Source organism: Brevibacillus parabrevis (genome assembly GCF_022701015.1).
Lineage (GTDB): Bacteria > Bacillota > Bacilli > Brevibacillales > Brevibacillaceae > Brevibacillus > Brevibacillus parabrevis.
In genome coordinates this window covers 746,192-771,821 of sequence record NZ_CP064090.1, presented here as the reverse complement: position 1 = coordinate 771,821, position 25,630 = coordinate 746,192, and the positions used below count along the sequence as shown (strand labels likewise).

General features: G+C 50.6%; 22 protein-coding genes. 21 read left to right on the top strand and 1 reads right to left on the bottom strand.

The window, feature by feature from the left end; translation table 11 throughout:
• Positions 1-7 precede the first annotated feature (7 nt).
• From IRJ17_RS03780 to IRJ17_RS03755, 6 genes are all read left to right on the top strand, one after another.
• Positions 8-1,084, top strand: a complete 1,077-nt coding sequence (locus IRJ17_RS03780) for a peptidylprolyl isomerase (protein ID WP_122966026.1) — start codon at positions 8-10, stop codon at positions 1,082-1,084.
• Positions 1,085-1,321: 237 nt separating this feature from the next.
• Positions 1,322-1,864: a stage V sporulation protein T gene (gene spoVT / locus IRJ17_RS03775; RefSeq protein ID WP_092274966.1), complete on the top strand. Its 543-nt coding sequence runs from the start codon at positions 1,322-1,324 to the stop codon at positions 1,862-1,864.
• Positions 1,865-2,021: 157 nt separating this feature from the next.
• Positions 2,022-3,656 carry a putative polysaccharide biosynthesis protein gene (locus IRJ17_RS03770; protein ID WP_122966025.1) on the top strand — a complete coding sequence of 545 codons (1,635 nt, stop codon included), beginning with the start codon at positions 2,022-2,024 and terminating at the stop codon, positions 3,654-3,656.
• 33 nt (positions 3,657-3,689) lie between these two features.
• Positions 3,690-5,177, top strand: a complete 1,488-nt coding sequence (gene yabN, locus IRJ17_RS03765; protein WP_242773300.1) for a bifunctional methyltransferase/pyrophosphohydrolase YabN — start codon at positions 3,690-3,692, stop codon at positions 5,175-5,177.
• Between the two features lie 2 nt (positions 5,178-5,179).
• A complete protein-coding gene (locus IRJ17_RS03760) occupies positions 5,180-5,473 on the top strand; it encodes an RNA-binding S4 domain-containing protein (RefSeq protein ID WP_063230333.1) in 294 nt (97 codons plus the stop codon).
• 108 nt (positions 5,474-5,581) lie between these two features.
• The gene (locus tag IRJ17_RS03755) at positions 5,582-7,762 is read left to right on the top strand and encodes a GDYXXLXY domain-containing protein (protein WP_242773297.1); all 2,181 of its coding nucleotides are present in this window, start codon (positions 5,582-5,584) and stop codon (positions 7,760-7,762) included.
• Positions 7,763-7,806: 44 nt separating this feature from the next.
• Here the strand turns inward: IRJ17_RS03755 and IRJ17_RS03750 are convergent, their stop codons facing one another.
• Positions 7,807-9,096 (bottom strand): MDR family MFS transporter, encoded by a 1,290-nt coding sequence (locus IRJ17_RS03750; RefSeq protein WP_173599735.1) that lies wholly within the window; start codon positions 9,094-9,096, stop codon positions 7,807-7,809.
• A 103-nt stretch (positions 9,097-9,199) separates the two neighbouring features.
• Here IRJ17_RS03750 and IRJ17_RS03745 point away from each other — a divergent pair, with 103 nt between their 5' ends.
• From IRJ17_RS03745 to IRJ17_RS03675, 15 genes are all read left to right on the top strand, one after another.
• Positions 9,200-11,005 carry an SgrR family transcriptional regulator gene (locus tag IRJ17_RS03745; RefSeq protein ID WP_122966022.1) on the top strand — a complete coding sequence of 602 codons (1,806 nt, stop codon included), beginning with the start codon at positions 9,200-9,202 and terminating at the stop codon, positions 11,003-11,005.
• Between the two features lie 158 nt (positions 11,006-11,163).
• Positions 11,164-13,191: a copper amine oxidase N-terminal domain-containing protein gene (locus IRJ17_RS03740; protein ID WP_173598015.1), complete on the top strand. Its 2,028-nt coding sequence runs from the start codon at positions 11,164-11,166 to the stop codon at positions 13,189-13,191.
• A gap of 103 nt (positions 13,192-13,294) precedes the next feature.
• Entirely contained in the window at positions 13,295-13,579 is a 285-nt protein-coding gene (gene yabP, locus IRJ17_RS03735) for a sporulation protein YabP (protein WP_063230335.1), read from the top strand.
• Complete coding sequence (yabQ, locus tag IRJ17_RS03730; RefSeq protein ID WP_173598016.1) at positions 13,576-14,148, top strand: spore cortex biosynthesis protein YabQ; 573 nt, start codon at positions 13,576-13,578, stop codon at positions 14,146-14,148. Before yabP ends, yabQ begins: the two co-directional genes overlap by 4 nt.
• A 17-nt stretch (positions 14,149-14,165) precedes the next feature.
• Positions 14,166-14,474, top strand: a complete 309-nt coding sequence (locus tag IRJ17_RS03725; RefSeq protein ID WP_122966020.1) for an FtsB family cell division protein — start codon at positions 14,166-14,168, stop codon at positions 14,472-14,474.
• 43 nt (positions 14,475-14,517) lie between these two features.
• On the top strand, positions 14,518-14,883 hold the full coding sequence (locus tag IRJ17_RS03720) for a S1 RNA-binding domain-containing protein (RefSeq protein WP_242773294.1): 366 nt from the start codon (positions 14,518-14,520) through the stop codon (positions 14,881-14,883).
• A 292-nt stretch (positions 14,884-15,175) separates the two neighbouring features.
• The gene (gene spoIIE / locus IRJ17_RS03715) at positions 15,176-17,650 is read left to right on the top strand and encodes a stage II sporulation protein E (protein ID WP_122966019.1); all 2,475 of its coding nucleotides are present in this window, start codon (positions 15,176-15,178) and stop codon (positions 17,648-17,650) included.
• Between the two features lie 65 nt (positions 17,651-17,715).
• Positions 17,716-18,477 (top strand): vWA domain-containing protein, encoded by a 762-nt coding sequence (locus tag IRJ17_RS03710; protein WP_122966018.1) that lies wholly within the window; start codon positions 17,716-17,718, stop codon positions 18,475-18,477.
• A complete protein-coding gene (locus IRJ17_RS03705; RefSeq protein WP_122966017.1) occupies positions 18,467-19,393 on the top strand; it encodes a serine/threonine protein kinase in 927 nt (308 codons plus the stop codon). Before IRJ17_RS03710 ends, IRJ17_RS03705 begins: the two co-directional genes overlap by 11 nt.
• 15 nt (positions 19,394-19,408) lie before the next feature.
• On the top strand, positions 19,409-20,155 hold the full coding sequence (locus tag IRJ17_RS03700) for a threonine/serine exporter family protein (protein ID WP_122966016.1): 747 nt from the start codon (positions 19,409-19,411) through the stop codon (positions 20,153-20,155).
• 6 nt (positions 20,156-20,161) lie between these two features.
• A complete protein-coding gene (locus tag IRJ17_RS03695; RefSeq protein ID WP_063230343.1) occupies positions 20,162-20,614 on the top strand; it encodes a threonine/serine exporter family protein in 453 nt (150 codons plus the stop codon).
• Entirely contained in the window at positions 20,586-22,013 is a 1,428-nt protein-coding gene (gene tilS, locus IRJ17_RS03690) for a tRNA lysidine(34) synthetase TilS (protein ID WP_242773291.1), read from the top strand. The genes IRJ17_RS03695 and tilS overlap by 29 nt, the downstream gene beginning before the upstream one ends.
• Positions 22,010-22,549 (top strand): hypoxanthine phosphoribosyltransferase, encoded by a 540-nt coding sequence (hpt, locus tag IRJ17_RS03685; protein WP_063230345.1) that lies wholly within the window; start codon positions 22,010-22,012, stop codon positions 22,547-22,549. The genes tilS and hpt overlap by 4 nt, the downstream gene beginning before the upstream one ends.
• A 69-nt stretch (positions 22,550-22,618) precedes the next feature.
• Complete coding sequence (gene ftsH, locus IRJ17_RS03680) at positions 22,619-24,544, top strand: ATP-dependent zinc metalloprotease FtsH (protein ID WP_122966014.1); 1,926 nt, start codon at positions 22,619-22,621, stop codon at positions 24,542-24,544.
• A gap of 100 nt (positions 24,545-24,644) precedes the next feature.
• Complete coding sequence (locus IRJ17_RS03675) at positions 24,645-25,517, top strand: HAD family hydrolase (RefSeq protein ID WP_242775207.1); 873 nt, start codon at positions 24,645-24,647, stop codon at positions 25,515-25,517.
• The last annotated feature ends 113 nt before the right edge of the window (positions 25,518-25,630 follow it).

Genomic DNA, 25,630 nt, shown 5'->3' with positions numbered 1-25,630 from the left:
GATTTCTATGAAACGTTCTGTAGCGATCTTGTCTTCTGCTGTTTTGGTCGTGGCGCTCATGACGGGCTGCGGCAAGGCAGAAGAAAATGCTCAGCAAAACCAAAATCCATCCAGTCAGACAGACGGTAATAAACAAGGAAACCAAGCGACTGATGCCAACGATCCTTTGACACAATTTCCTAAGCTGACTCTGCCATATACAGCAGATGCGAAGGCTGTGGTTGTTGAGTATCAGGGTGGAACGATTACAGGTCAGGAGTTCGAAGAGTTCCTGCGCGTAATCAACTTCATGAACCCGCAACAAGGCACGATGATCGAGGCTGCCGACAATCAAGCGCTGAAAGCTTTTGCACGCGAGTACACGGCAACGAAAATTTTGGCCAGTCGCTCAGACGATGCCATGAAAAAAGAAGCCAAGGACTTGGCGGATAAAACCTTTGAAAAAATCAAAGGTCAGTACATGGGCTTCCTGGGCAAGGATGAAGCCAAGTTCACAAAGCTGATGGAAGGCCAAGGGGTCACCAAAGAAATGGTAACCAACCAAATGGCGCTCATCAACGAATCGATTACCGTTCTGAAAAAGAACATCAGCGACAATACGCTGAAGCAAGAATTTGACAAAATGGATAAGGCATCGCGCACCGTTGCATCCGTACGCCACATCCTGATTTCGACAGAACAGCGCAAGCCTGAGGAAGCATTGAAAATCGCCAACGACCTCGAAGCGCGTCTGAAAAAAGGTGAGGACTTCGCCAAGCTGGCGAAGGAGTTTACCGATGACCCTGGAAGCAAGGAAAACGGCGGTCTGTACGCAGATGCCGACGTAAGCCAATGGGTGCCTGAGTTCAAGGACGCAGCGATTACACAAAAAGTGGGCGAAGTAGGCCCGCCAGTGAAAACAAGCTTTGGCTACCACATCATTAAAGTGGAAAACCGCAAAGAAAAAACCTTCGACGAAATGAAGGAGCAGCTTCGCGCAGGTGCGCTGGAGTCTGGCTATGACGCTTTTGGCAAAAACGAGCTGGACAAGCTGATCACGAAATACAACGTGCCTGCATCCAAAAACGAGGCCGCTCCAAAATAATAAGTCGTCTGATCAAAAACAGGGAATCCGTTTCCCTGTTTTTTCGTTTTCTCGCATATTCTTGAAGCGTGGGCAAATACTATTATCACTCGCTACCACCCGGGGGAGAGTAACAAAGCAATTGGTAAAAATTGATGCAAGCACCCATAGTTAAAATTAGAATTTGAGGAAAAAATACAAGTAACCAACCACCATTTATTCACTACCCACTTCTCAGGGAAAGCGAGGCAACATGACATGAAAGCAACTGGTATCGTTCGTCGAATTGACGACCTCGGTCGGGTCGTGATTCCTAAGGAGATTCGTCGTACACTGCGCATTCGTGAAGGCGACCCGCTTGAGATTTTTGTGGATCGTGACGGAGAAGTCATTCTCAAAAAGTATTCACCGATTGGAGAACTGGGTGATTTTGCAAAAGAATACGCTGACTCCCTGTACGAAAGCATGAATCATACGGTATTAATCTCAGACCGTGACAGTGTGATCGCTGTCGCTGGCGCATCGAAAAAAGAATATCTGGAAAAAGCGATTGGCAGCATTGTGGAGAAGTGTTTGGAGGAACGCAAGACGCGACTGGAGAAAAACGCCGGTTCTTATGAAATTTGCCGCGACATGAGTGAAACGTACGGTTCCTTTGTCGTCGCTCCGATTGTAGCGGGAGGGGACCCGATCGGTTCTGTCATCCTGCTCAACAAAAATGAATCGACGAAGATGAGTGATTTGGAGATGAAAATGTCGGAAACAGCGGCCGGTTTCCTGGCAAAGCAAATGGAACAATAGCAAGAACAAAAACAGCCTCGGACAAAAGAGGCTGTTTTTTTGTCGTAAAAAAATCAGCTGATCCTGTTGCGTTCAGGGCTTGGCAGATTTTTTCTCGCCGATTTGCTTGTGGTATAATGGACGAAGTTTCTGGTTGGAGAGGAGAAATTTCACGCACATGGCTCAAGAAAAGGCATCTGTTCAATTTGTGAAAGGCGCCGCAATATTAGGGGTTGCCGGTCTTGTCTCCAAGCTGCTTGGCGCAGTATACCGCATTCCATACCAAAACATTGCCGGAGATATCGGCTTGTACGTATATATGCAAGTATACCCGCTGTATACCACGTTGTTGATCCTGGCGACGGCAGGCTTTCCTATCGCCATCTCCAAGATCGTCTCGGAGCGCGTCGCAATCGGCGATACGCTGGGAGCGCGAAGAGCGTTCCGTGTTGCCAGTATTGCGCTGGTCGTGCTCGGCTTGTTTTTCTTTATGCTGTTGTACACAGGAGCACCAGTCATTGCCCGGTTCATGGGGGATGAGCATTTGACGACTCCGCTGCGTGCTGTTGCCTGGTCCCTGCCGCTCGTGCCGATGGCAGCGATCTTGCGCGGGTATTTTCAAGGACATCAAAACATGATGCCAACAGGAGTATCACAAGTTATTGAGCAGTTGATTCGCGTTATTTTCATTTTGGTCGCCGCTTTCTGGGCGATGAACGTTTACCAGGATGCTTATCTTGCTGGTACCGGAGCGGTGTTTGCCGCATTTCCCGGCGGTATTGCCGCCATCCTCGTCTTGCTTTGGTACTGGAGAAGAGACAAGCAGGGCGCCCAACTGATTCCGGAAAGGACTCAGCAAGCGGGAGTGAGCGCCTGGACCAACCGTCAGGTGCTGCGCAGTCTGTTGATGTATGCGGTTCCGATTTGCATGGGGGCGCTTGTTTTGCCGCTCGTCCCGCTTGTCGATTCTGTTACCGTCGTGAACATGCTGCAAATCAGCGGGACCCCGGAAGATTTGGCCAAACTGGCAAAAGGGGCATTTGACCGCGGGCAACCGCTCATTCAGTTCGGTACATTTTTTGCCACCTCGCTGTCTTTGGCGCTTGTGCCTGCGATCAGCGAAGCAGTCGCCCAGCGTCAGCATCAAATGATTGCGAACCGTTCCGAAATCGCCATTCGCCTGACATTCTTGCTGGGACTCCCGGCATCGTTTGGGTTGGCCCTGCTTGCCGAGCCGATCAACGTCATGCTGTACGGCGATAAAAACGGAACCGAAGCGCTTGCGGTTCAATCCTTCACGATTATTTTTGCCACATTGAGCATTGCCAGCGCGGGAATTTTGCAAGGGTTGGGGCGCGTCATGCGGCCTGCGCGCAACTTGTTTATCGGTGTGCTCGTCAAACTCATATTAAACCTTGCGCTCGTCCCTCTTTGGGGGATTTCCGGCGCGGCACTGTCTACGGTCATTGCCTATCTCGTAGCGATGGGGTTGAACGTGCTCGCTGTGAAAAAATATACAGGGGCGCAGATTGGATTGCGCCAAACAGTCAAAAAGCCGTTTTTGTCTGTCATCGTCATGTCAGTGGTTGTCCTGATTGTGGAATGGGGAGCAACGGCCTTGCTCGGGAAGGCAGGCATGTCTGAACGACTGTTCCAGACGCTGGTTGGACTGCTTGCCGTTGGTGCAGGGGCAGTAGTGTATGTGCTGGCGCTTTTGAAAACAGGCGGGCTTACGAGAAACGACATTCATTTCCTGCCAAAAGGAAAACGAATTGCTGCGCTGTTGACACGGTTCCAGCTTCTCCCCAAATAAAAGGCATGAGGTAGTCGAGTGGAGGCGAAACGATTGGATAAGAACAAAAATACGATTACGGTAGTGGGGCTGGGCGCAGGTGACCTCGATCAGCTTCCGTACGGGATTTATCGGACACTCAAACAGGCTGACCAGCTGTACTTAAGAACGAAAGAGCATCCGGTTGTCGCGCAGTTGGCAAGCGAAGGCGTCGCCCTGACCTCTTTTGACGAAGTGTACGAGCAGCACGACGGCTTCGCCGAGGTGTACGCAGACATCGTCGAACGGCTGTTGGGCAAAGTGCAGGAAGCAGGTCATATCGTGTACGCCGTTCCTGGCCATCCTTTGGTGGCGGAACGCACGGTTCAGTTGTTGCTTGAAGAAGGCCCGAATCGCGGCGTGCAGATTGAGATCGGCGGCGGGCAAAGCTTTATCGACCCCCTTTTCGCAAGACTGCACATCGACCCGATCGAGGGCTTTTCCTTGCTCGACGGGACGGCTCTCTCGGCGCATCAAGTGTCGCCAGGGCTGCACACGATTATCGCGCAAGTATACGATGCTTTCGTCGCATCGGATGTGAAGCTGACCTTGATGGAAGTGTTGCCGGATGATTACGTGGTAACGGTGGCTACAGCTGTCGGCGTAGCGGGCCAAGAGCGGATCGAGAGCGTTCCGCTGTACGAGCTGGACCGGGTCGAGCATTTCGGCAATTTGTCTTTGGTGTACGTGCCGCCAACTACAGACGACACCGTATCATACCGTCAGTTTTCTTATTTAAAAGAGATCGTCGCCATTTTGCGCAGTCCGGATGGCTGCCCGTGGGATCGCGAGCAGACGCATCAAAGCATCCGCAAAAATTTGATCGAAGAAACGTACGAGGTACTGGAAACGATTGATGACGAAGACCCGGATGCGATGTGCGAGGAGCTGGGTGATTTGTTGATGCAGATCATGCTGCATTCGCAAATCGCAGCGGAAGATGGATATTTTACCGTCGACGATGTGATTGCGACTTTGAATGAGAAGCTGGTGCGCCGTCATCCGCACGTATTCGGAGAAAAGAGTGCCAATGATTCAGAGGAAGCGCTCGCGAACTGGCAAGAAATCAAGGCACAGGAAAAAGCGGCAAAAGGAATCGACGTGGCCGCCGCGTCCAAACTTTCCGGTATTCCGCGCGATCTGCCAGCACTGATGTACGCTTACAAGCTTCAGAAAAAAGCAGCGGAAGTCGGCTTCGACTGGGACGATATTGCAGATGTGTACAAAAAGGTAGAAGAGGAATACAACGAGCTGCGGGAAGCGTCCGCAGAAGAGCGCGCTGGCGAATTGGGCGATTTGCTCTTTGCCGTGGTCAATCTGGCTCGTTTCCTCAAAATTGATCCGGAAGAAGCGCTGGCACTGACAAACAACAAGTTCAAAAAGCGTTTTTCCTATATCGAAGGGAAGCTGCACGAGGCTGGCCGCACCTTTGAACAAACCGATTTGCAGGAAATGGACAAATGGTGGGAGGAAGCCAAACACCAGACAAAAGGGAGAGAGTAAGGATGAGACTGGATAAGTATTTGAAAGTATCCCGCCTGATCAAGCGCCGTACGCTGGCAAAAGAAGTGTGCGACAAAGCTCGGGTAGAAATCAACGATCGTCCGGCCAAAGCATCCAGCAACGTGAAAATTGGCGACAAGCTGGCGATCCGTTTCGGACAAAAGATCGTTTCCGTAAAAGTAGAAGACATCAAGGAAAATCCGCGAAAAGAAGAAGCAGCTTCGCTCTATACAGTCATTGGTGAAGTTCCCGTGCCACGTGACGAAAAAGAAGAGGACGCTTACTTGAAAGGGTAACGTGCCCAGGATTGCAACTTAGACTGCCATTACGGCAGTCTTTTTATTTTGACAAGGCTACTGGTGGCACAAAACCGCAGGACGTTTTTTCTGCAAAAGAAGGATATAATGGAAATACATGAAAGCAAATCAGAAGGGATGGTGGTGCAGATGGAACAAAGGGGAGTTCAGACGGGGTACTTCTTGGCCATTTCACTTTTGCTTTCAGCCCTGTTTTACTTTTTCGCCTCCAACTGGCCGATGCTGGACAGATGGGAAAAAATAGGTGTCAGTGTCACTGTATTGGTTCTTTTTTATCTCTCATCCTATGTCACGTCCGTGTTGTTGAAACGTCATGCTTTCCTCAGCAATTGGCTGCTGGTTGCCGGAGGTTTGGCATTTGGGCTTTGTGTCGCTCTTTTAGGGCAGATTTACAACTCTCACGCCGATAGCTACATGCTGTTTGTCGTCTGGCTGATTCCTAACCTGCTCTTCGCGATTTTTACGCGCTACCAGCCTTTTTACGTGATCAGCTATGTTTTGGCGCATCTGGCCCTGATCTTTTTCCTCGAACCGACAGTCGTTCACGTATCGCGCGAGAGCGAATGGTGGTACATGATTTTCTGGTTGGTCGCACTTGGCAATATGGTGCTTTTCTGGCTGACGTCGACGCGAAAGCTGCCGTCTCAACCGATCTATTATTTGTCCTTTCTCGTCTTTTCCGTCAGCTTGTTCATCTCATCGTTTGTCGAAGTGTACGATGCATTGCCTGAAATTCTGTATCTTTTGGTCGGAGCCGTCCTGTTCGTAACCTTTTTGAAATGGCTGCCCAACCGCGGACTGCTGATTGCGACAGCTTCCATGCTGTCTTTGTTCCTGCTCGCGAAGTTTTTCTGGTATATGCTTGAGTATTACTCTGAGGGCTTTTTCCTCGTGGCGCTGTTGGCGGCTGCGGGTCTTGTCTGGGGGGCGGTCGTGGGCATCAACTGGCTGCGCAAGGAATCGGCGCACCAAAAAAGCAAGTGGGTGCAATTTTTCCAGGAAGCATTTACGGTGCTGGTAACGACGATTGCTGCATTCATTGGAGCCATTTCGCTGACCGGGCTGCTCGTTCTTGTATTCGATGACGAATCGGTGCTGTATTTTATCTTTTTCCTGTCGCTGCTCGGGTTTCTTGCCCCGGTTTTGTTGCTTCCGAAAATGAATGCAACGGTTCGTTATACATTGCTTACGATAGGCTATTTGCTCGGAATCGGCTCCTCGCTGTTTTTGGAAGGCTATTATTGGGTGGTCTTCCTCGCCGTTCTGCTCTACGTATGGAAGGCGGCAGCTGGCATTCCCGCGCGGCTTTTGACCCAACTCGCCTTTCTGCTCGTGCTTTATTTCAAGCTTACGAACAACATGTTCATGCAGGATACGACGGTGCTTTTGATCCTGTTTGTGTTCCAAATGGGGATGTATTACGTCCGAAGCCTGCCCACCGTCTTGCGAAACAGCTCCCTCGTCTACGGCTTGCTGTCTTTGCTTGCGTTGACCGAGCTTCATTTTGAATCATTTGCCGTGAATTTGCTGATTCAAGCCGGGTTCTTTGTCTTCACGACTTATTTGCTTTATCAGACCTTGCACAGGAAGAGCAAAAGCGCTTTCGGCATCGTTCTCGCCTTCTGGTTTGCCTTTTTGCTGATGAAGTATTACGACCTGTTGTGGAGCTTGCTGCATAAATCGTTGAGTCTGCTGCTTTTGAGCATCGTCTTTTTCCTCGTCAGCTATTGGCTGGAGCGGCGCGTACAGTCAGACACGCCGATAATGTCGCCAGTCTTTGCGAAGCGGCCGCTAATTTTGCTGATGATTATGCTGCTTCAACTTGTTTTGGCAGGCTACCAGGTGTACAGCAGCGAGACGATTTTGTCCCAAGGAACCTCCGTCAAGCTGAAGCTGGCGCCAGTCGACCCACGCTCGCTGTTGCAAGGCGATTATGTGAGATTGAACTACGACATATCGACACTTGCAGACGAGGAGCTTCCTTCCGGGGAAAAAGTCCGTGTCGTATTACGGAAGCAAGAACAGAATGTGTACGGCTACAGTGGCTACTATGAAAAAGCAGGCGTCTGGAACAAGCCTTATACGGCTGATCCGTCCGATGTCGTCATCAATGGGAAAACAGTCGGATGGGGCCAGGTTGAGTACGGAATCGAGAGCTATTTTGTCCCTGAAGGAACAGGATTGGAAGTACAGGAAAATGCAAAGTTTGCGACGATTAGAGTCGGAGCCAAGGGCGATGCCTTGCTGGAGAGCCTGTCGTCGGAATAAAGATGAAGCATCTTGAAAAGAAACAGCAAGAAGCTGTCCGAGCATTATCGGGCAGCTTCTTTTGCATGGGTCATCGGGACATGAGTCTGTTCCAGTTGCGATACGACATGGCGGACGATCAACATGCCCGTAACCCCGAGCAGGAAAAACAGCAGCGCCATCAGATAGGATGGGAAAATGGCCCCCAGCGTAATTCCAGCCGTTCCGATGATTCTGGCGCCCTGAAACACAAGGCCGTTCACTGCCATGTAGGAACTGCGGGCGTCATCGCGGACAATCCGGGCGAGAAAGGTTTGCCTGGTCGGAATGTGAATCAGCTCCCCCCAAGTAGCAATCAGCATAGCCGCCATCAGCAGGAAAAGGGAATTGCTGTACAGGATTACCGTATAGCCGACGATGTACAACAGCCCGCCAACGTACATGGCAGAAGCTTCTCGCGCATGGCGGATCAGCCTCGTGATAAAGAGGGAGAGCAAGACCACCAGGAGCGTATTTTCCAACTGAATGAGACTGAACATTTTCAGACCAGTCAGTTCAACGGCAAACCAATCGAAAAGCGAGATGCTTTGGGACGGGAACTCGTGGGATAGCCTTACAGCGACGTAGTTCGCAGTCTGGAACTCCAGGGAAAAGATAAACAGACCTCCCAGCGAGTACAGCAAAAAGCGACGATCCGTTATTACCTGCCTGTAGCTTTTTATGACATCCACGAGAACGTTTGCGCCTGCAAAAGGAGTTCGTTGCGCCCTGTCCTTTTGCGGAAAATACGATTCCTGCATGCGCGCAGACATCATGTAGAGCGTGAACAAACTGACCAAGGTTAGGGCAATAAACAGCTCGAAACGGTGCGTGGCAAACAGCAGTCCGCCGAGAACGGAGCCGATCGCAATCGACAAGTTGGAAGCCCAGTAATTGATGCTGTACATGAAGGTGCGGTTTTCCGCGGTGCTCACATCAATCAGCATCGCATCGGCTGCTGGACTAATCAGCCCATTGCTCGCGCTTTGCAAGAGCATCATGGCAAAAGTGAGCCAAGCTGAATCGAGCCACGGTGAATTGGCAAGCGTCATGATCAGGAAAGCGGCACATTGGACCGATTGACCGTATACCATTACTTTTTTTCTGCCCCAGCGATCAGCCAGATAGCCCCCGTAAAAACCGAGCAAAATCTGAGTGAGCAACGTCAGACTTAACAAAAACCCTGTCAAAGCCAACCCCATTTTGGCAGAAAAGTAGATGGCCATGAACGGGAAAATCATATTTCCAACCAGTTTCGTCAGAAAGGAAGTCACGATGCGAATGCGGATATTCGGGTGTAGTTCAAACAAACTCATGTGCAGACCACCTCTCCTTTTTCTTGACTAAATTGTAGCTGTTAAAAGGAGAAGAAAAAGAGTAAGATCGCAGTAATGATTTCACCTTTTAGGATGGATGAACATGAAAAGTCATGAACACTTTACGCAAATGTTGCTCGGTTTTTCCGCTTGGGAGCCGGGGGCAGAGCTGACGGTTGGAATTACGGAATTAGCGGAGCTGCTTTGTTGCACACCGCGCAATGTGAAACTGATTTTACGCAAATGGGAGAGGGAAGGGCTGCTGAGATGGCAGCCGGGCGTGGGCAGAGGCAACCATTCTACGCTGACGATTCTTTGCGATGTCAGCCAGTTTTTGACCGATTCTTTTCACGAGCTGCTTTCACAAGGAAACGTTCGGGAGGCGGTGGAGCTTTTACAGCATAAAAGCTTGCCTGTAAACGTCCGGCGCTGCTTGCAGGAAGTGTGGGACGCTCAATTTGGCTTTGTCGCAGAGGAAGGCGAGAGCAGACGCCAGGATGTTCTGCGCATTCCGCGGGAGCGCGTGCTTTCGACTCTTGATCCGGCATTTGTTGCTGTATCGGCGGAGAGTCACTTTATTCAACAAATTTGCCATACACTCATTATTTTCAATCCTGCTTCCCAGTCCTTTCAGCCTCAACTAGCCTACGCCTGGGAAAGCGATCAGGAGAAGCGGACCTGGACGTTTTATTTGCGCAAAGGCGTGCGGTTTCACCATGGGCGCGTGCTTACGGGAAAAGATGTCGCCTATACGATTCAGCGCCTCGTCGACCTCGACTCGCCTTATCGCTGGCAGGTCGAGGACATCGTGAGCATCGAGCACCCTGACGATTGCACGGTCATCTTTCATTTGCGGGAGCCGAACGGGTTTTTCCTGCATTATGCCGCATCTATCGCACTGTCGGTTTTGCCGCATGATGTGCCGTTTTCCGAGCGTGCGATAGTAGGAACGGGGCCGTTTCGCATGCTGGAATTTACCGAGGACAAGCTGGTGCTTGGCGCTTTCGAAGACTATTACCGGGAGAGAGCGATATTGGATCGGGTAGAAATTTGGCGGGTATCGGGCGCGGAACAGGCGAAGATGCGGTACCAGTTGCCGGAGCAGGCAGAGCAGACAGTGTCGTCCTCAACAGTTTTGCAAGGCGATGGCGATGGTGGCAACAACATCGAGTTTCAAGAGATCGGTTGTTATTACTTGAGCTTCAACTTTAACAAACCAGGCATTCAGCATGACTTCTATTTTCGGCAGGCAATCAAGCATCTGCTCGATCCCGTTCAGATGATCGAAAAGCTGAGAACACAAAACCGATCTCCCGCAGGCAGTTTCCTCCCGTCGAGAAGCCAGCAAATGACTTTTCAATCATCAACGATAGAAGAGGCGGCAGCTTGTTTGCAAAAAAGCGCCTACCAGGGAGAGACGGTTGTTCTTTTGTACGGGGAAGGAAAACAATATGGCGAGGAGGCGGAATGGCTGCGGCAAAGATGTGAGCAAATCGGTATCCGGCTTGAAGCGAGGAGCGCGACGAAAGCCGAGACGTTGTCCGACTTTGCTGAAAAACACGCGGATATGTGCATGATGGGAGAAGTGCTGCAACGCGATATTGAGCTGGGCTTGATTGAAATCTACAAAAATAAATGCACGATGGTGTACCGTTTCCTCGATGACAAAAAGCGGGGGATTGTGAACAGGCAATTGGCTGGGGTGTTCGGTTTGGAACAGCAGGAGGAGCGCCTGGAAGCTTTGGCACGCATCGAGGACATGCTGAGAGATGAGTTGTGGATTTTATTTATTCACCATGCAAGGCGCATTGACCGCTATCATCCGGCTCTGCAAGGGATCACGCTGGATTCTTTTGGCTGGATTGATTTTTCAAAACTGTGGGTTAAGTCATTCGTTACCAGTCTGTAACCCTTTCTTGCCTTACTTTTCCTATCATAGAAGGAATTGCAGCGCAGGGTTTGATTTTGTGCTGCAGGCCGCTTGCGGTCACATCCATATTGGAAAAACGGCGAGCGAATCGCCACCCCGTTCGGGGAAGTTTTTCAGAGGAGAAGGAGGCGTTACCGTTGAACAAAAGCGCGAAGAAAGGGATCTCTGTCCTGCTGGCGACTACGGTGCTAACAAGTCCGTTTGTGATGGAGCCAAAAGCTGCTCAAGCTCTTTCCATCGAAGAGGTTTCAGCAGATGATACAGGTGCGGAAGAAGAAACGGAATATACGATTGAGTTTGAAATCGACAAGGAACTGAAATCAGGCGACACGATCTACGTTCGGTTCCCTTCTGACTATTCCGTAGACAAAAAGCTGAAAAAATCCGACGTTTCGGTTAAGGATGACGGCGACAAGGTTACGATTGACAGCGTATCTGTAAGTAAAAACGTGGTGGAAATCGAAATCGGGGATCGCATTAAAAAAGGCTCCGTAGTGACTGTGGAAATCGATAACATCACCAACCCCGATGATAAGGGCAGCTATTCCATAGAGGTCAAAACAAGCAGCGAAAGTACCTATAAAAGCAAAAAAATCTCGATTGGCAAGTCCTCTTCCAGCAGCAGTAGCAGCAAGGGGGATTTCGAAGCTTCTCACAGCAACAAAAATGCAGAAGAAAGCATTTCGCTGACGCTCGGCAAATTCACTCTGGCTTCCAAAAGCAAGCTGAAAGAGGGCAAATACATTTATGTAGACTTCCCAACGAGAGACATGCTGCCGAAAAGCATCAGCAAGTCCGATGTAAAGGTCAACGGTTACAAGGCTGATTACGTGACGATAATCGACAGCGATACCGTGCGAATCGAAGTGCCGAGCGGTGCTGACGGAGACAACTATATCAAACTGGAGTTCAGCTCATCGGCAGGCATTGTGAATCCGTCCGATCCTGGCAAGTCCTACTATTACACATTGGAGTACGACAGTAAAAAGTACAAATCCAAGGACGTGGAAATCTCAGGCGCCAGCAGCACGCCTTTCTCTGTTTCCTTGTCTGATAGCTCCGTGGGAGCGAGAAGCAGCTATACGCTTGATTTCGATTTGTCCAGCAAGCTGTACAGTAATTCGGATATTCAGGTCGAGTTCCCTGAGTGGGGAATGGTGCCGCCTGTTCTCTCCAGCTCCAATGTGACCGTCAACGGCGATCAGGTGACGGGACTTAGCGTGAACGGGAACAAGGTGTCATTTCGCACGCCCAGCGGCTTTTCCAGCTCGAATCGCCTGAGTGTCAAATTCGCGTACGACGGCTATCTGGTCAACCCGAAATCCGCAGGGAGCTACACGATTACGGCAAAAGTCGATAACAAAACATACAAGTCCAAAGATTTTCAAATTAGCGGCGTAGTTGCCCCTGTTCCTGTAGACAACACGCAGGCTACGATCGGGCTTACCAGAGCTACCGCATCGACTCCGGCCGGATTGCAGATTGGCATCAAAGCACTGGGCGCTCCGATTGTCCGCAACCAGGGCTTTATTGAAGTGGTTCTTCCTGTCGGCTTCAAGGTGCCAGCTTATGTGCCAACAAATACAGTAACCGTGAACGGCGTGGCAGCCAATTACGTAGGCGCGCGCGGACAAAATCTGATCATCGTGCCTTCCACAGACATCCCGGCGCGTGCTGCGGTGCAAGTCAACGTGGCTGAAACGGCGGGGATTGTAAATCCGGGTACGCCGGGCGTCTACAGCATCGGCGTCTATACCTCTGAAGAGAAGGGCTTGCTGTTCGCCCGTCCTGCCAATGTAGTGGCTCTGAACGGTGTGAGCTTCAAGGCGAACGTCGCGACCTTCACGAAAGCAGGCAAAACGACAAAACTGGCCGTTGCTCCGTATACAGTAAACGGCAACACGCTCATGCCGACTACATTTTTCCGCGATGCTCTCGGCTTCTCGGTCAGCTACACGAAAACGACAGCAAAAGTCGTCAGCGGCAACACGGTGATGCAGTTCAAGGTCGGTTCCAACATCGTGAACGTCAACGGACAAAACGTTACTTTGCCGGCAGCGGTTCAGTTGAAAAACAACATTCCTACCTTGCCGCTCAAGACGATTGCCGATCGTACCGGCTACAAAATCATTTATGTGAACGGCAACTATACCGTGTACAAATAAGAGTGGCAAAAGCAACCCCGCAGGTCAGCGGGGTTTTTTTGTTCTAAAAGGACATCCCCCTCCATACGATGGTACAAGAAGGGTACGTTAGGGGGGAGTAATCATGAACGACCACACGAAGCGGCCGCGCCACGAAATCGTGATGATCAATCGACGCAGTTTGGCGATTTCGGGAGTAAAAAACGTCGAAAGCTTTGACAGTGAAGAATTCCTCTTGGAAACGGACGGCGGCTTTTTAACCATACGAGGCCAAAACCTGCATATGAAAAATTTGAGTCTGGAAACCGGAGAAGTGGCGATCGAGGGCCTGGTTCACGAAATGGCGTATCTGGAACAAGGTCAGGCCGGAGATCGGTCGAGAGGATTCTTCGGCAAGTTGTTCAAGTGAACATCATCCTTCAGTTGCAGACGGTTTTGGCCATGTCGACGTGCGGGGCTCTTATGGGAATGGGATTTGATACGTATCATGTGTTCAAAGGGAAGAGCAGGATGCCGCTCTGGCTGGTCTTCTTCTTTGATGTCCTGTTTTGGGTTGGCAGTATGGGAGCCGTTTTCTGGATTTTAGTAAAAGTAAACGACGGGATAATTCGTTTTCCCATCTTTTTTGGAATGATTTTCGGTGCGTGGCTGTATTTTTTATTAGGAAGTAAGAAGTATATCCTTTTTTTAAACCGCATGATAAAATTTTGTCAGTGGTTATACCGAACGGTCATACAAATTATTGATACCCTGGTTGTACGTCCCGTGCTCTTTATTTACCGAGTGATCCTGATGGTGCTGGCATTTTTTTATTCCATGTTGCTCATGATCCTCGGCTTTTTGTGGAAAGTGACACGTTTTGTCATCTCTCCTTTTGCCAAATGGGGTCAACATTTGGGGAAAAAAATGTTCGGAAAAACAACAGGAATCTGGACCAATTGGAAGAATTGGTTTCACTCAAAGAGAAAGCGGGAGTAATCCGAGGTGGCGAAATGATGAAACAGGCAACGACCTCTCCAACCAATCGAAAAGGACAAAGACGAAGAATGCGGCTCTTTTTCTTTTTTATCCTGTGCTTTTTCGTCTGGACTGGCTATACACTCTACTTGCAGAGCGGAGTGTTGGCTGAAAAGAGCAGCGAACTGGAAGCACTCAAGCAGGAATCGGTTGTCTTGAAGCAAAAGGAAGAGGAACTGACGTATGAGGCAAGCCGCTTGAACGACCAGGAATATTTGGCCGAGCTGGCGCGCAAACGAATTTACTACACCAAGCAGGGCGAGAGCATTTACGTGATTCCGGAATAAGCTCACAGTGTGATCTTCTAGGAGAGGGAGGCTTTCCACGTACATGGGAGTCGAGATCGGGAGCAAACTGGAAGGAAAAGTCACTGGCATCACGAAATTTGGCGCGTTTGTAGAGTTGCCTGGAAATGTGACCGGACTGGTGCATATCAGTGAAGTTGCCGACGTATATGTGAAAGATATTCACCAATTTTTGAAAATCGGCGATATCGTAACGGTAAAAGTCCTCAGTGTGAAGGAAGGCAAGATCGGGCTGTCTATCAAAAAGGCGCAGGAAAAAGAGCGCCAGCCCCCCCAACAGCGGGAACGCACAGAAGGCTTTGAAGATAAGCTCAATCGCTTCCTCAAAGAAAGCGAAGACCGCCAGTCCTCTCTGAAAAAGAGCGGAGATAAAAAGGGACGTGGCCGGTGAATATTGATCGGAAAATTATGACTTTTCTTTCTTTGTTAAAAGCACAGTTTGACAGAAAAAAGAGGAAGGTCATTTTGAAGTAGTGACGAATAAGGTATCGTAAGCCCGTTTCGCAAAGCGCGAATCACCTGTCAGCCGACGTTATCCGCCATAACGTCGGTTTTTTTTGTCCAAATTCGCAGGTTTATTTGTCGCACGATTCTGTGAATATTCGCTGGTTTTTTGACAAATTTTACAATACCACCTCCGTATAATGGAGAAACACATTGAACAAGAACGGGGTGGAGCTAAAATGATCGCAAACAAAAATGTGACCCAAGCTGGGCAAGCATGGGCGCGCCAAGTGTCAGAACGAATGGATACGACCGCACGAACATGGGGAGACAAAGTCGCTGATGCCGTACGCAGATGGAATGTGCTTCCACTTTTGATGGGGTTTTTGCTCGGGCGGGCCTTGATCTTGGAAGAGCTGACGCCTTTTGCTATACCGTATTTTATCGTCATGTTCTATATTCGCAGAGACTGCCTGCTCGTTACCGGATTGGCGCTGATTCTCGGGGCTTTTACCCAATCGGTGCCGATCGGGCTACAGACGATCCTCAGCATCGTCCTCGCTCTGTTTACATGCAAAATGATGGAGCGGCTGCGGCGCAAAGACTTTTCGCGCACTCCGCTGCTCGTGGTCGTCACGATCTTTGTCAGTCGGCTCTTGTACGCGGTGCTTACCAATCAGGTAAATACGTACGAGCTGATCATGGTGGCTGTAGAAGCTGTACTCGGCTTCGTGCTAACGCTCATCTTCATCCAGTCGCTTTCGATCATTCATTTGGCCAAGCCCTATGAGCCGCTGAAAAACGAGGAAATCGTGTCGCTCGTCATCCTGCTCGCCTCTGTGATGACAGGTACAGTGGACTGGATGGTCGAAGGCATCTCGATGGAACACGTACTCTCTCGCTATTTGCTGCTCGTCTTCGCCTTCGTCGGCGGTGGAACCGTGGGTGCAGCGGTTGGCGTCGTAACTGGTCTTATCCTCAGTTTGGCAAATGTAAGTGCCCTTCTGCAAATCAATTTGCTGGCCTTTTCAGGTCTTTTGGCAGGACTGCTGAAAGAAGGCGGAAAAGTAGGCGTTTCCGCAGGTCTGCTGATCGGAACAGCGATCCTGGCTATTTACGGCGGGGCGGAAGAGACGCTTTACTACTCCTTGATTGAAACTTCTCTGGCGATTGTCTGCTTCATTCTCACCCCTGCTGTACTTTGGAAAAAAGTAGCCAGATTTATTCCGGGTACCCCCGAAAATTTGCAATCTCATCAGGAATATATGCGCAGAGTCCGCGATGTGACGGCGGGCAAAATTCAACAGTTCTCCGATTTGTTTACCCAATTGTCCCGCAGCTTTGCCCAAACCGCAGATCAGGAGGAGATCGAGGAACAAGCCGATGCCTTTCTCAGCCGGGTGTCCGAATTTACGTGCCAAAAGTGCTGGAAAAAAGAACAATGCTGGGAAAAGGACACGCAAGCTACGTATCAAGGCATGCGCTACCTGATGGAAAAAGTGTACGAAAATGGCACGCTCGCGGGTGTCACTCCGCCACGCGACTGGGAGCGAAAGTGCGTCAAGACAGAAAAGGTGATGACGGTCATGGAACAAGAGTACGACCGTCAGCAAGCTTTTGACCAGTTGAAAAAACAGGTGAAGGAGAGCCGCAAGCTGGTAGCTGACCAACTGTCGGGAGTTTCCCGGGTCATGAGCGATTTTGCCCGCGAAATTCAGCGGGAAGGCATGGAGCTGTCTTTTCAGGAAAAGCAAGTTTCCAAAGCGCTGGAAGGATTGGGGCTATCGGTTCGCCGGGTCGAAATTCACAGCCTGGAAGAAGGCAAGGTCGATATCGAAATCAGTCAGCCGACTTGCTTTGGACATGATGAATGCGGGAAAATCGTCGCTCCGATGCTGACGGAAATTTTGGGCGAGAACATCGTGGTTCGCGAGCGTCAATGCGAAGCGCAAAAAGACGGCTCTTGCACGATGTGCCTTGCCTCCGCCAAAACGTTTGAAATCGAAATCGGCGTCGCTGGCGCAGCGAAAGATGGCAAGCTCTTGTCCGGAGACAGCTTCCGCACAATGGATTTGGGCAATGGCAAAATGGCGCTGGCAATCAGCGACGGCATGGGCAATGGGGAACGGGCTTTTCTGGAAAGCCAGTCTGCCCTCGACATGCTCCAGCAGCTGCTTCGCTCCGGCATGGACGAAAAAATTTCGATCAAGACCGTCAATTCTATCCTGGCCTTGCGCTCTACAGATGAAATGTTCGCCACCGTTGATCTGGCGTTGATTGACTTGCAGACGGCGCATACCCGGTTTATCAAAATCGGTTCGACACCGAGCTTCGTCAAACGAAAAAACGACGTCATCACGATTACAGCCAACAACTTGCCCGTGGGCATTTTGGAAGAAATCGAGGTCGATGTCGTGTCGAGAATGCTCAAGCCAGGCGATCTTTTGGTCATGATGTCCGATGGCATCTACGAGGCTCCCCGCCATATCGAAAACAGGCAGGCGTGGATGAAGCGGATCATCAGCGAGCTGGAAACAGATGATCCGCAAGAAGTAGCCGACCTGCTCCTGGAAAAAGTCATTCGTCAGCATTCCGGGAAAATCGTGGATGACATGACGGTACTCGTGGCGCGGATTGATCGGTTCGTTCCGCAATGGTCAGCGATCCAGGTACACGGGATGGAGAAGCTGGAACGGCCACGGATTGTAAGCTAGGGAGTATGTTTTCCCATCAGCGCGGCGATACTGTTGCTAAAACAGGCTGAATGGGGAGATTATTTGTGAAAGAAGCGACACTTCGTCAAATTCTCGTAGTAACAGACGGCTGCTCCAATTCGGGAATAAGCCCGGTTGCCGCAGCAGCACTGGCGCGTGAGCAAGGAATCACGGTCAACGTGATCGGAGTCATTGACAAAAGCGAGCTTGGCGAAAAAGGGGAGCGGGAAATCCGCGATATCGCCGAGGCGGGAGGAGGGCTTTGCGATATCGTCTATCCGCAGCAATTGGCGCAAACAGTCCAAATGTTGACGCGCAAGGCGATGACAAGAACCATCCATCAAGTGGTCAATAAAGAATTGAAAGAGATTTTGGGCGATTCCGGAATAGATGAACTGGCCCCGGACAAACGCGTTCAAGTAGCAGGCATGGTCGACGATCTGGGCGAAAAAAGCAGTCTGAATGTCGTGATGCTTGTCGATACATCCGGCAGTATGAAGCCAAAACTGTCTGCCGTTCAGCAAGCGATCCACGATTTTAGCATTAGCTTGCACTCCCGAAGTGGACAAAGCAGAATGGCTGTCGGCTCATTTCCTGGGAAACAAAAGCATTTGGATATACGCATTCCTTGGACAGAAAAAGTACAGCAGGCTCATCAGTTGACCAGTGATCTGGCAATGAGCGGCATTACGCCGACCGGGCCTGCGATCGTTGAAGCGATTGCTTTGTTTGAGCAGGATAAACTCCCAAGCACGCTGAAAGATCGCTATACAGACGAAGAAGAAAACGACGACATGAACGGAAGTCTGCGCGACCATGTCTTCTAAGGCAGCTACTCCAGATCTGCCCAAGTATTTTCAGGGCAAGTGGAATCGGAAGTCGTACCACGTTCTGCGGGAGTTGGGGCGTGGTGCGAACGGAACCGTTTACCTCGTCTCCCAGGACGGTGTGCGCCGTGCTGTCAAGGTAGGCGTGGAAGGTATGGACATTTTAATGGAAGTGAACGTGTTGAAAAGCGTACAACAGGGGCGGGATTCCAAAGTGGGACCGCTCCTCTGTGATGTGGACGACCTGGTCGTCAACGGAAAAGCGTGTACGTTTTATGCCATGGAGTACCTGGAGGGCGAACAGCTGGATCGCTATATCCAGCAGGCAGGGACGGAATGGGTGCCTGTCCTGATCGTGCAGCTGTTAGCCCGGCTCGATGTGCTGCACAAGCACGGCTACACGTTCGGTGATTTGAAACCGGAGAACATCATGGTGAGCCAGACGGACAAAACCGTCCGGCTGATTGATTTTGGCGGTGTTACCAAGCAAGGAAGTGCCGTTCGCCAATTCACGGAAGAGTACGATCGCGCCTTTTGGCATGCTGGCGATCGAAAGGCCGACACAGGCTACGACTTGTTCTGTGCAGCTGTGATCATGGTGCGTTTGACCGTTGGAAAAGAGTTGTGGAAAAGCAGCCTTAGTGAACCGCGTCATACGGGTTTGCTCTGTGATATAATACGGAAAAGTGACAGCCTGTACCCTTACCGAGTGCCTTTGTTAAAGGCTTTTCACGGGAAGTTTGCCTCGGCGGGCGAGATGAGAGCGGAGCTTTTGACAGTCCTGCGGGAGCGCACTGTCGCGCAGCCGCGAAAAAAGGCGCCGAAGCCAGGCAAAGTCGGGGGAGGCATAAGCGGCTTGTTTGTCGCCTCTTTGCTGCTATTGGCTGGAACTTTGTATTATGCATGGTTCATGTGAAGGATGTGACGGTTTGTGTCCTCGGATTTGGTGATGGATACTTGCTTGTTGGCAGGCTCAATCATATTGAAAAATGGTGGTGAAACATACAGGACGGAAGAGACGATGGCTTTGATTGCCGTGGCTGCGGGGATGGATGACGTCAACAGCTCGGCTACACCTACGAGCATCATTTTGTCTTTTCGGTGTAGCGGGCTGGATCATACCCGCATGGTCCGAACGCCAAAGCGAACCACCAATTTGAATAAAATCACACTTGTAAACGACGTATCCCGGCGCTTTGTCAGCGGGAAGATCACCTTGGAGCAAGCGTATCGAAGGCTGCGTGAAATCGACCAGGAAAAGCCGATTTATCCGAAGTGGATGCAGCATATGGCAGCAGCCATCGCCAGCGGCTCCTTTGCCATGCTTGCCGGAGGTACATGGTTTGATCTCGTCCCGTCGGCGCTGGCTGGACTGATCGTCAATCTGAGCCTCGAATATTTGGAACAGTTTGTTCGAATGAAGTTTTTTACCGAATTTACGGCTGCTTTGCTGGGCGGGCTGTTTGCCTTGCTGGCTGTAGCCCTTTTCCCACAGCTGCACATTAGCATCATCATTATCGGTGCCATGCTTCCATTGTTCCCAGGGATTGCGATCACCAACTCGCTGCGGGATTTGTTGGCAGGTGATCTGGTTGCGGGTGTTTCCCGGGGAGTCGAGGCCATGTTGACGGCCGTCTCCGTAGCGGTAGCCACAGCGATTATTCTCTGGTTGAGGTGAGTAAGTATGTTTGTTCAAGGTTTGGCGCTGAGCTTCTTCTCATCAATGGCGTGGTGCGTGCTGTTTAACGTCCCGGTTCGCACGATTTTGGCCGGTGGCTTGGCCGGGATGGTCGGATTTTGCGTGTTTTCGCTTTTGCCGATCTGGGGGGCGGAAGTGCTGCTGTCGACATTTGTTTCCGCAGCGATCGTCTCGTTGCTCAGCCAGTTTTTATCGATTTTGCTCCGTGTTCCCTCGACCAACTTTAGCGTCGCGGGCATTATTCCGCTCGTTCCCGGTTCGTTGGCCTACAAATCCATGCTGGCTTTCGTGAACAACAACTACGTGGAGGGGATCACGCTGGCTACCAAGACGTTGATGGTGGCTGGGGCGATTGCATCCGGACTTATTTTTGGTATTTCCGTCGTGACGATTTGGAAAGGAGCCCGTTATGCTGGAAAGCGTACGCAACGAGATTGAGGCTCTAAGGCTCCTTCTCCCCGGAGAAACGGTTGTCGTCGGAATTTCCGGCGGCAATGATTCTACAGCTCTTTTGCATATATTGGCTTCTCTAAATCAACACTATCAATACGGCTGGAAGCTGCATGCCGTTCATTTGAATCACGGCTTCCGCGGAGAGGAGGCCAGGCTGGATGCACAGTACGCAGAAGCGTTGTGCAGCGAGCTTGGCGTGTCTTTTCACCTGTTTGAGTACGATGTCCCTTCCTATATGAAAAAGACGGGGAAGGGAGGCCAGGAAGCAAGCCGCGAGCTTCGCTACCGCTTTTATCGCGAAGTAGGCATTGCTCATCAGGCAACCAAGCTGGCGTTGGCGCATCATGCGGATGACCAGGTGGAGACGATTTTGTTCCGTCTCGTGCGCGGCAGCAGGTTGCAAGGACTGGCTGGCATGCCGCAGTGTCGCGTGCTGGAAGATACTGGGATTGAACTGGTGCGTCCGCTGTTGCATAAAACGCGTCAGGAACTGGAAGCCTATTGCCAGGAAAATGGTCTTGCTCCACGAGAGGACAGCAGCAATCGTTCGCGCAAGTACAAGCGCAATTTGCTGCGTCTGGATGTGATGCCGCTCTTGGCTCAGGTAAACGAGAAGTACCGCGAGCATATTCTTGATTTGGCAGGCGCGGTTTCGCAGGATGAGGCGTTTTTGACCAGGCTGGCTCGCGAGCGTCTGGACGAGGCTGTGATCGAAAAGAAACAGGAAGCATTTGTCATTGACAAAGACAAGTTTCAAACTTGTGACGTTGCTTTACAAAGGAGAATGATTACTCTAATATTAAGTTATCTCTCAAAACATACCGAATGGTCTTCGCAGCATGTGGAGACCGTTTTGCACATGCTAGGGGGAAGTCGCCCTTCTGCGGAAGTTCATTTGCCCGACAAACTGGTCGTAAGCCGGATGTACGGACGAATCCTTTTTAGTCGTAGAAAGCGGCAAGACAGCATACATACCTATAGTTACGAACTCGCAGTTCCAGGGGTGACCCGGATCGACGAGAGCAATGCCACGGTACATATTTCATACCTTGAAAGTCCCATGGATTGGGGACGACTCCCTGAGAACGAGGCGGTTTTCGACGCCGATCAGCTCCCGGGAGCGCTTTATTTGCGCAACCGGAGATCAGGAGATCGTCTCACCCTGTTTGGCTCTGCAACTGGAAAGAAGCTGAAGGATCTACTAATTGATGCCAAATTTCCGCGAGCATGGCGGGACAAACTTCCGCTTTTGACGGCGGGCGATGAGGTGATTTTGGTACCAGGTGTGCGCCGTTCCGCCGTAGCGCCTGTAAATGGACAGACCAGGCGTTTTCTACACGTGCGGGTTGAGTTTGGAGAAGATTGGCGGGAGGTTTTTTCATGAATCAAGACATCGAGAAGATTTTGCTATCAGAAGAAGATATTGCAGGAAAGGTAAAGGAGCTGGGCGAAACACTGGCTGCCGAATATCAGGGCAAAAATCCGTTGGTGATTTGCGTACTGAAAGGCGCGGTTGTTTTCATGGCTGACCTGATCCGTCACATGAACATTCCATGCGAAATGGATTTCATGGCGGTTTCCAGCTATGGCAGCGGAACAGAGTCATCCGGCATGGTGAAAATCCTCAAGGACCTCGATACTTCCGTGCAAAACAGACACGTGCTGGTAGTAGAAGACATCATGGATAGCGGACTGACATTGAGCCGGCTGGTAGAGCTGCTTCGCCATCGCGAAGCTGCCTCTGTGAAAGTGGTCACACTTCTCAACAAGCCAGAGCGTCGCAAGGTGGATATTTCACCGGATTACAGCGGTTACGATATTCCTGACGAATTTGTTGTTGGATACGGCTTGGACTATGCCGAGCACTATCGTAATTTGCCGTATATCGGGGTGTTGAAACCTGAAGTCTACACGAAGTAGCTTTGTTGTGGAGACCCTGCAAAATATGATAAAATGTGAAAAGTGTCTGTTCGTGAGAGGAGGTAAGGAATGAATCGCTTTTTTCGTAATACCGGGTTCTACCTACTGATTTTTCTTGTCACGGTCGGGATCGTGAATTTCATCCTCTCCGGTACTGATAAGGTTGGGAAACTTACATATCAGGATTTCCGGGTACAGCTGAAGGCTGACAATGTTACAGAGCTATCCATGCGCCCTGAAAATGGCACATACAGGGTAGAGGGTACACTGGCTAAAGCTATTCCGGGACAGGAAAGCAACAAATTTTTTACCAACGTTCCTTTGTACGACTCCGATGTTGTAAAACTTGTGGAGACGAAAATTGATGATCAAAAACTGAAAAAGGTAGAGTTCAATCCAGCGGAGGGCAACAGCATTTGGCTCACGTTCCTGACCTCGATCATTCCTTTTGTCATCATTTTCATCCTGTTTTTCTTCCTTCTGAACAACGCTCAGGGTGGCGGAAGCCGAGTCATGAACTTCGGAAAAAGCCGCGCGAAGCTGTACAACGAAGAGAAGAAGCGCGTTACGTTTGACGATGTAGCGGGTGCAGATGAAGAAAAAGCGGAGCTGGAGGAAGTTGTTGAGTTCCTGAAAGACCCGCGCAAATTTAACGCTGTTGGCGCTCGTATTCCGAAAGGGGTTCTGCTTGTAGGCCCTCCAGGTACGGGTAAAACATTGCTCGCCCGCGCTGTCGCTGGTGAAGCAGGCGTTCCGTTCTTCAGCATTTCCGGTTCTGACTTCGTGGAAATGTTCGTCGGGGTCGGTGCATCCCGCGTGCGTGACCTGTTTGAAAACGCGAAGAAAAATGCTCCGTGCATTATCTTTATCGATGAGATTGACGCCGTAGGTCGCCAGCGTGGTGCTGGACTCGGCGGTGGTCATGACGAGCGCGAGCAAACTCTCAACCAGTTGCTCGTAGAGATGGACGGGTTCGGCGGCAACGAAGGTATCATCATGGTAGCTGCGACCAACCGACCTGACATTCTCGACCCGGCGCTTTTGCGTCCAGGACGTTTTGACCGTCAAATCACAGTGGATCGTCCTGACATCAAGGGCCGTGAAGCGGTGCTCAAGGTTCATGCCCGCAACAAGCCGCTTGGCGAAGACGTGAAGCTCGATGTGATTGCCCGTGGTACTTCGGGCTTCACTGGTGCAGATTTGGAGAACTTGCTGAACGAAGCAGCTCTTCTCACTGCCCGCAAAAACAAAAAGCAAATCAGCATGAAGGAAGTAGACGAAGCCATCGACCGCGTTATTGCTGGTCCGGCGAAAAAGTCTCGCGTAGTCAGCGAAGACGAAAGACGCCTGGTTGCGTTCCACGAAGCTGGTCACACGATTATCGGCTATCATTTGAGAAATGCAGAAATGGTACATAAGGTAACAATCATTCCGCGCGGCCAAGCTGGCGGATACACAGTGATGCTGCCAAAAGAAGACCGTTTCTTTGCAACCAAAAGCGATTTGCTCGACAAAATCGTCGGTCTGCTGGGTGGACGAGTGGCTGAGGAATTGGTGCTCGGGGATATCAGTACCGGGGCGCACAATGACTTCCAGCGTGCGACAGCAATTGCTCGCAGCATGATTACCGAATACGGAATGAGCAAGCTCGGTCCGATGCAATTCGGTAAAAGCCAAGGACAGGTGTTCCTGGGCCGCGATTATGGCAACGAGCGCAACTACTCGGACAAAATCGCGTACGAGATCGATCTTGAAATGCAAAACATCATCAACGAATGCTACGCCAAGTGTACAGAACTGCTGACCAAGCACCGCGATCAGCTGGATCTGATTGCTAACACATTGCTGCGCGTAGAGACACTTGATGCTGAGCAGATCAAGCAATTGATCGAAACGGGAAAAATGGACAACGATCCGGCTAATCAGGAAAACAATGATGTGGTCGTGAACATTCAACCAAAACAAGAAGAAACAAACGAAGAACCGAAACAATAAGAGGCGCCTCAGGTGCCTCTTTTCTTCATAAAGGGACAAGGGGCATTTGTCTAGCCCAACATATAGCATAGTCAACCGAATCAGTGGAGGAGGAGAAATGATGCTACTTACACCGGGGATGGCAGCATTTGATATGGATGGTACATTGTTGAATGAGGCATCACAAATGAGCGAGGGAAACAGGGAAGCACTGTTCAAGCTGCAGGAAAAAGGCTGCAAGCTGGTGCTGTCGACAGGAAGGATGTTTGGTTCCGCACAAATCCCGATTGATTCGTTTCCGTTCGATGGTTACGTGTGTAGCAACGGGGCGGCCCTTTACGAAAAAGACGGCACACTGGTCCGCCGCTACTCCTTGGCAAAAGAACTGGTGATCGGTGCGATTCATGGGCTGAGACAAGAGCCGGTTTACTACGAAATGCACGATACAAACAGCAATCGCTGGATGGTGCAGGAGGATCGGGATCGTCTGGAGGCGATCATTGAGCAGGATGCATCGCTCGAAGGAGTTTCCATGCGGCAGTTCGCCTTTTACAGGCTTGCGCGCGTGGCGCCGCTTGAGGAAATGTTGGCAAAAATCGAGACTGGCGAAGTGGAGATTGTGAAGTTTTTTGTTTGGGACAACAATCAGGAGCGCCTGCAGTGGAGTGCCGATCAGTTTGCCCCATGGCAAGAGCAGATTTCGATTACTTCATCCGGGCAGCACAACATTGAAATCAATTCGCACGGTGTTTCCAAATGGGCAGGGCTGCTGTATTTTTGCGAAGCATGGGGGATAGCACCGGAGAAAGTGATGGCTTTTGGCGATGCGGAAAATGATCGGGAGGCACTGACCGAGGCTGGCTATTCGGTGGCGATGGATAATGCCTCGTCCAAGATCAAGGAGATCGCCAAATACACCGCACCACATCACAATGAAGATGGTGTCGCCCAATTTATTTGGCAGCACGTCCTCGGTGAGACGCCTTCACGATAATGGACAAATCGAGCCAAAGGCTTTTACACGAAGAAACCGTTCGTTAGTGGACGGTTTTTTTGTTGTTATTGAGAATTGTTATCAATTATAATGAGCGTAGTGATCTGGCAGGG

Coding starts and splice junctions, on each gene's coding strand:
- IRJ17_RS03705 (WP_122966017.1), top strand. CDS start 18,467: ATGTCTTCTAAGGCAGCTACTCCAGATCTGCCCAAGTATTTTCAGGGC.
- spoVT (WP_092274966.1), top strand. CDS start 1,322: ATGAAAGCAACTGGTATCGTTCGTCGAATTGACGACCTCGGTCGGGTC.
- spoIIE (WP_122966019.1), top strand. CDS start 15,176: ATGATCGCAAACAAAAATGTGACCCAAGCTGGGCAAGCATGGGCGCGC.
- IRJ17_RS03760 (WP_063230333.1), top strand. CDS start 5,180: ATGAGACTGGATAAGTATTTGAAAGTATCCCGCCTGATCAAGCGCCGT.
- IRJ17_RS03770 (WP_122966025.1), top strand. CDS start 2,022: ATGGCTCAAGAAAAGGCATCTGTTCAATTTGTGAAAGGCGCCGCAATA.
- tilS (WP_242773291.1), top strand. CDS start 20,586: ATGCTGGAAAGCGTACGCAACGAGATTGAGGCTCTAAGGCTCCTTCTC.
- IRJ17_RS03755 (WP_242773297.1), top strand. CDS start 5,582: ATGGAAATACATGAAAGCAAATCAGAAGGGATGGTGGTGCAGATGGAA.
- IRJ17_RS03720 (WP_242773294.1), top strand. CDS start 14,518: ATGGGAGTCGAGATCGGGAGCAAACTGGAAGGAAAAGTCACTGGCATC.
- IRJ17_RS03750 (WP_173599735.1), bottom strand. CDS start 9,096: ATGAGTTTGTTTGAACTACACCCGAATATCCGCATTCGCATCGTGACT.
- IRJ17_RS03695 (WP_063230343.1), top strand. CDS start 20,162: ATGTTTGTTCAAGGTTTGGCGCTGAGCTTCTTCTCATCAATGGCGTGG.
- IRJ17_RS03745 (WP_122966022.1), top strand. CDS start 9,200: ATGAAAAGTCATGAACACTTTACGCAAATGTTGCTCGGTTTTTCCGCT.
- yabP (WP_063230335.1), top strand. CDS start 13,295: ATGAACGACCACACGAAGCGGCCGCGCCACGAAATCGTGATGATCAAT.
- hpt (WP_063230345.1), top strand. CDS start 22,010: ATGAATCAAGACATCGAGAAGATTTTGCTATCAGAAGAAGATATTGCA.
- ftsH (WP_122966014.1), top strand. CDS start 22,619: ATGAATCGCTTTTTTCGTAATACCGGGTTCTACCTACTGATTTTTCTT.
- IRJ17_RS03780 (WP_122966026.1), top strand. CDS start 8: ATGAAACGTTCTGTAGCGATCTTGTCTTCTGCTGTTTTGGTCGTGGCG.
- IRJ17_RS03675 (WP_242775207.1), top strand. CDS start 24,645: ATGCTACTTACACCGGGGATGGCAGCATTTGATATGGATGGTACATTG.
- IRJ17_RS03725 (WP_122966020.1), top strand. CDS start 14,166: ATGAAACAGGCAACGACCTCTCCAACCAATCGAAAAGGACAAAGACGA.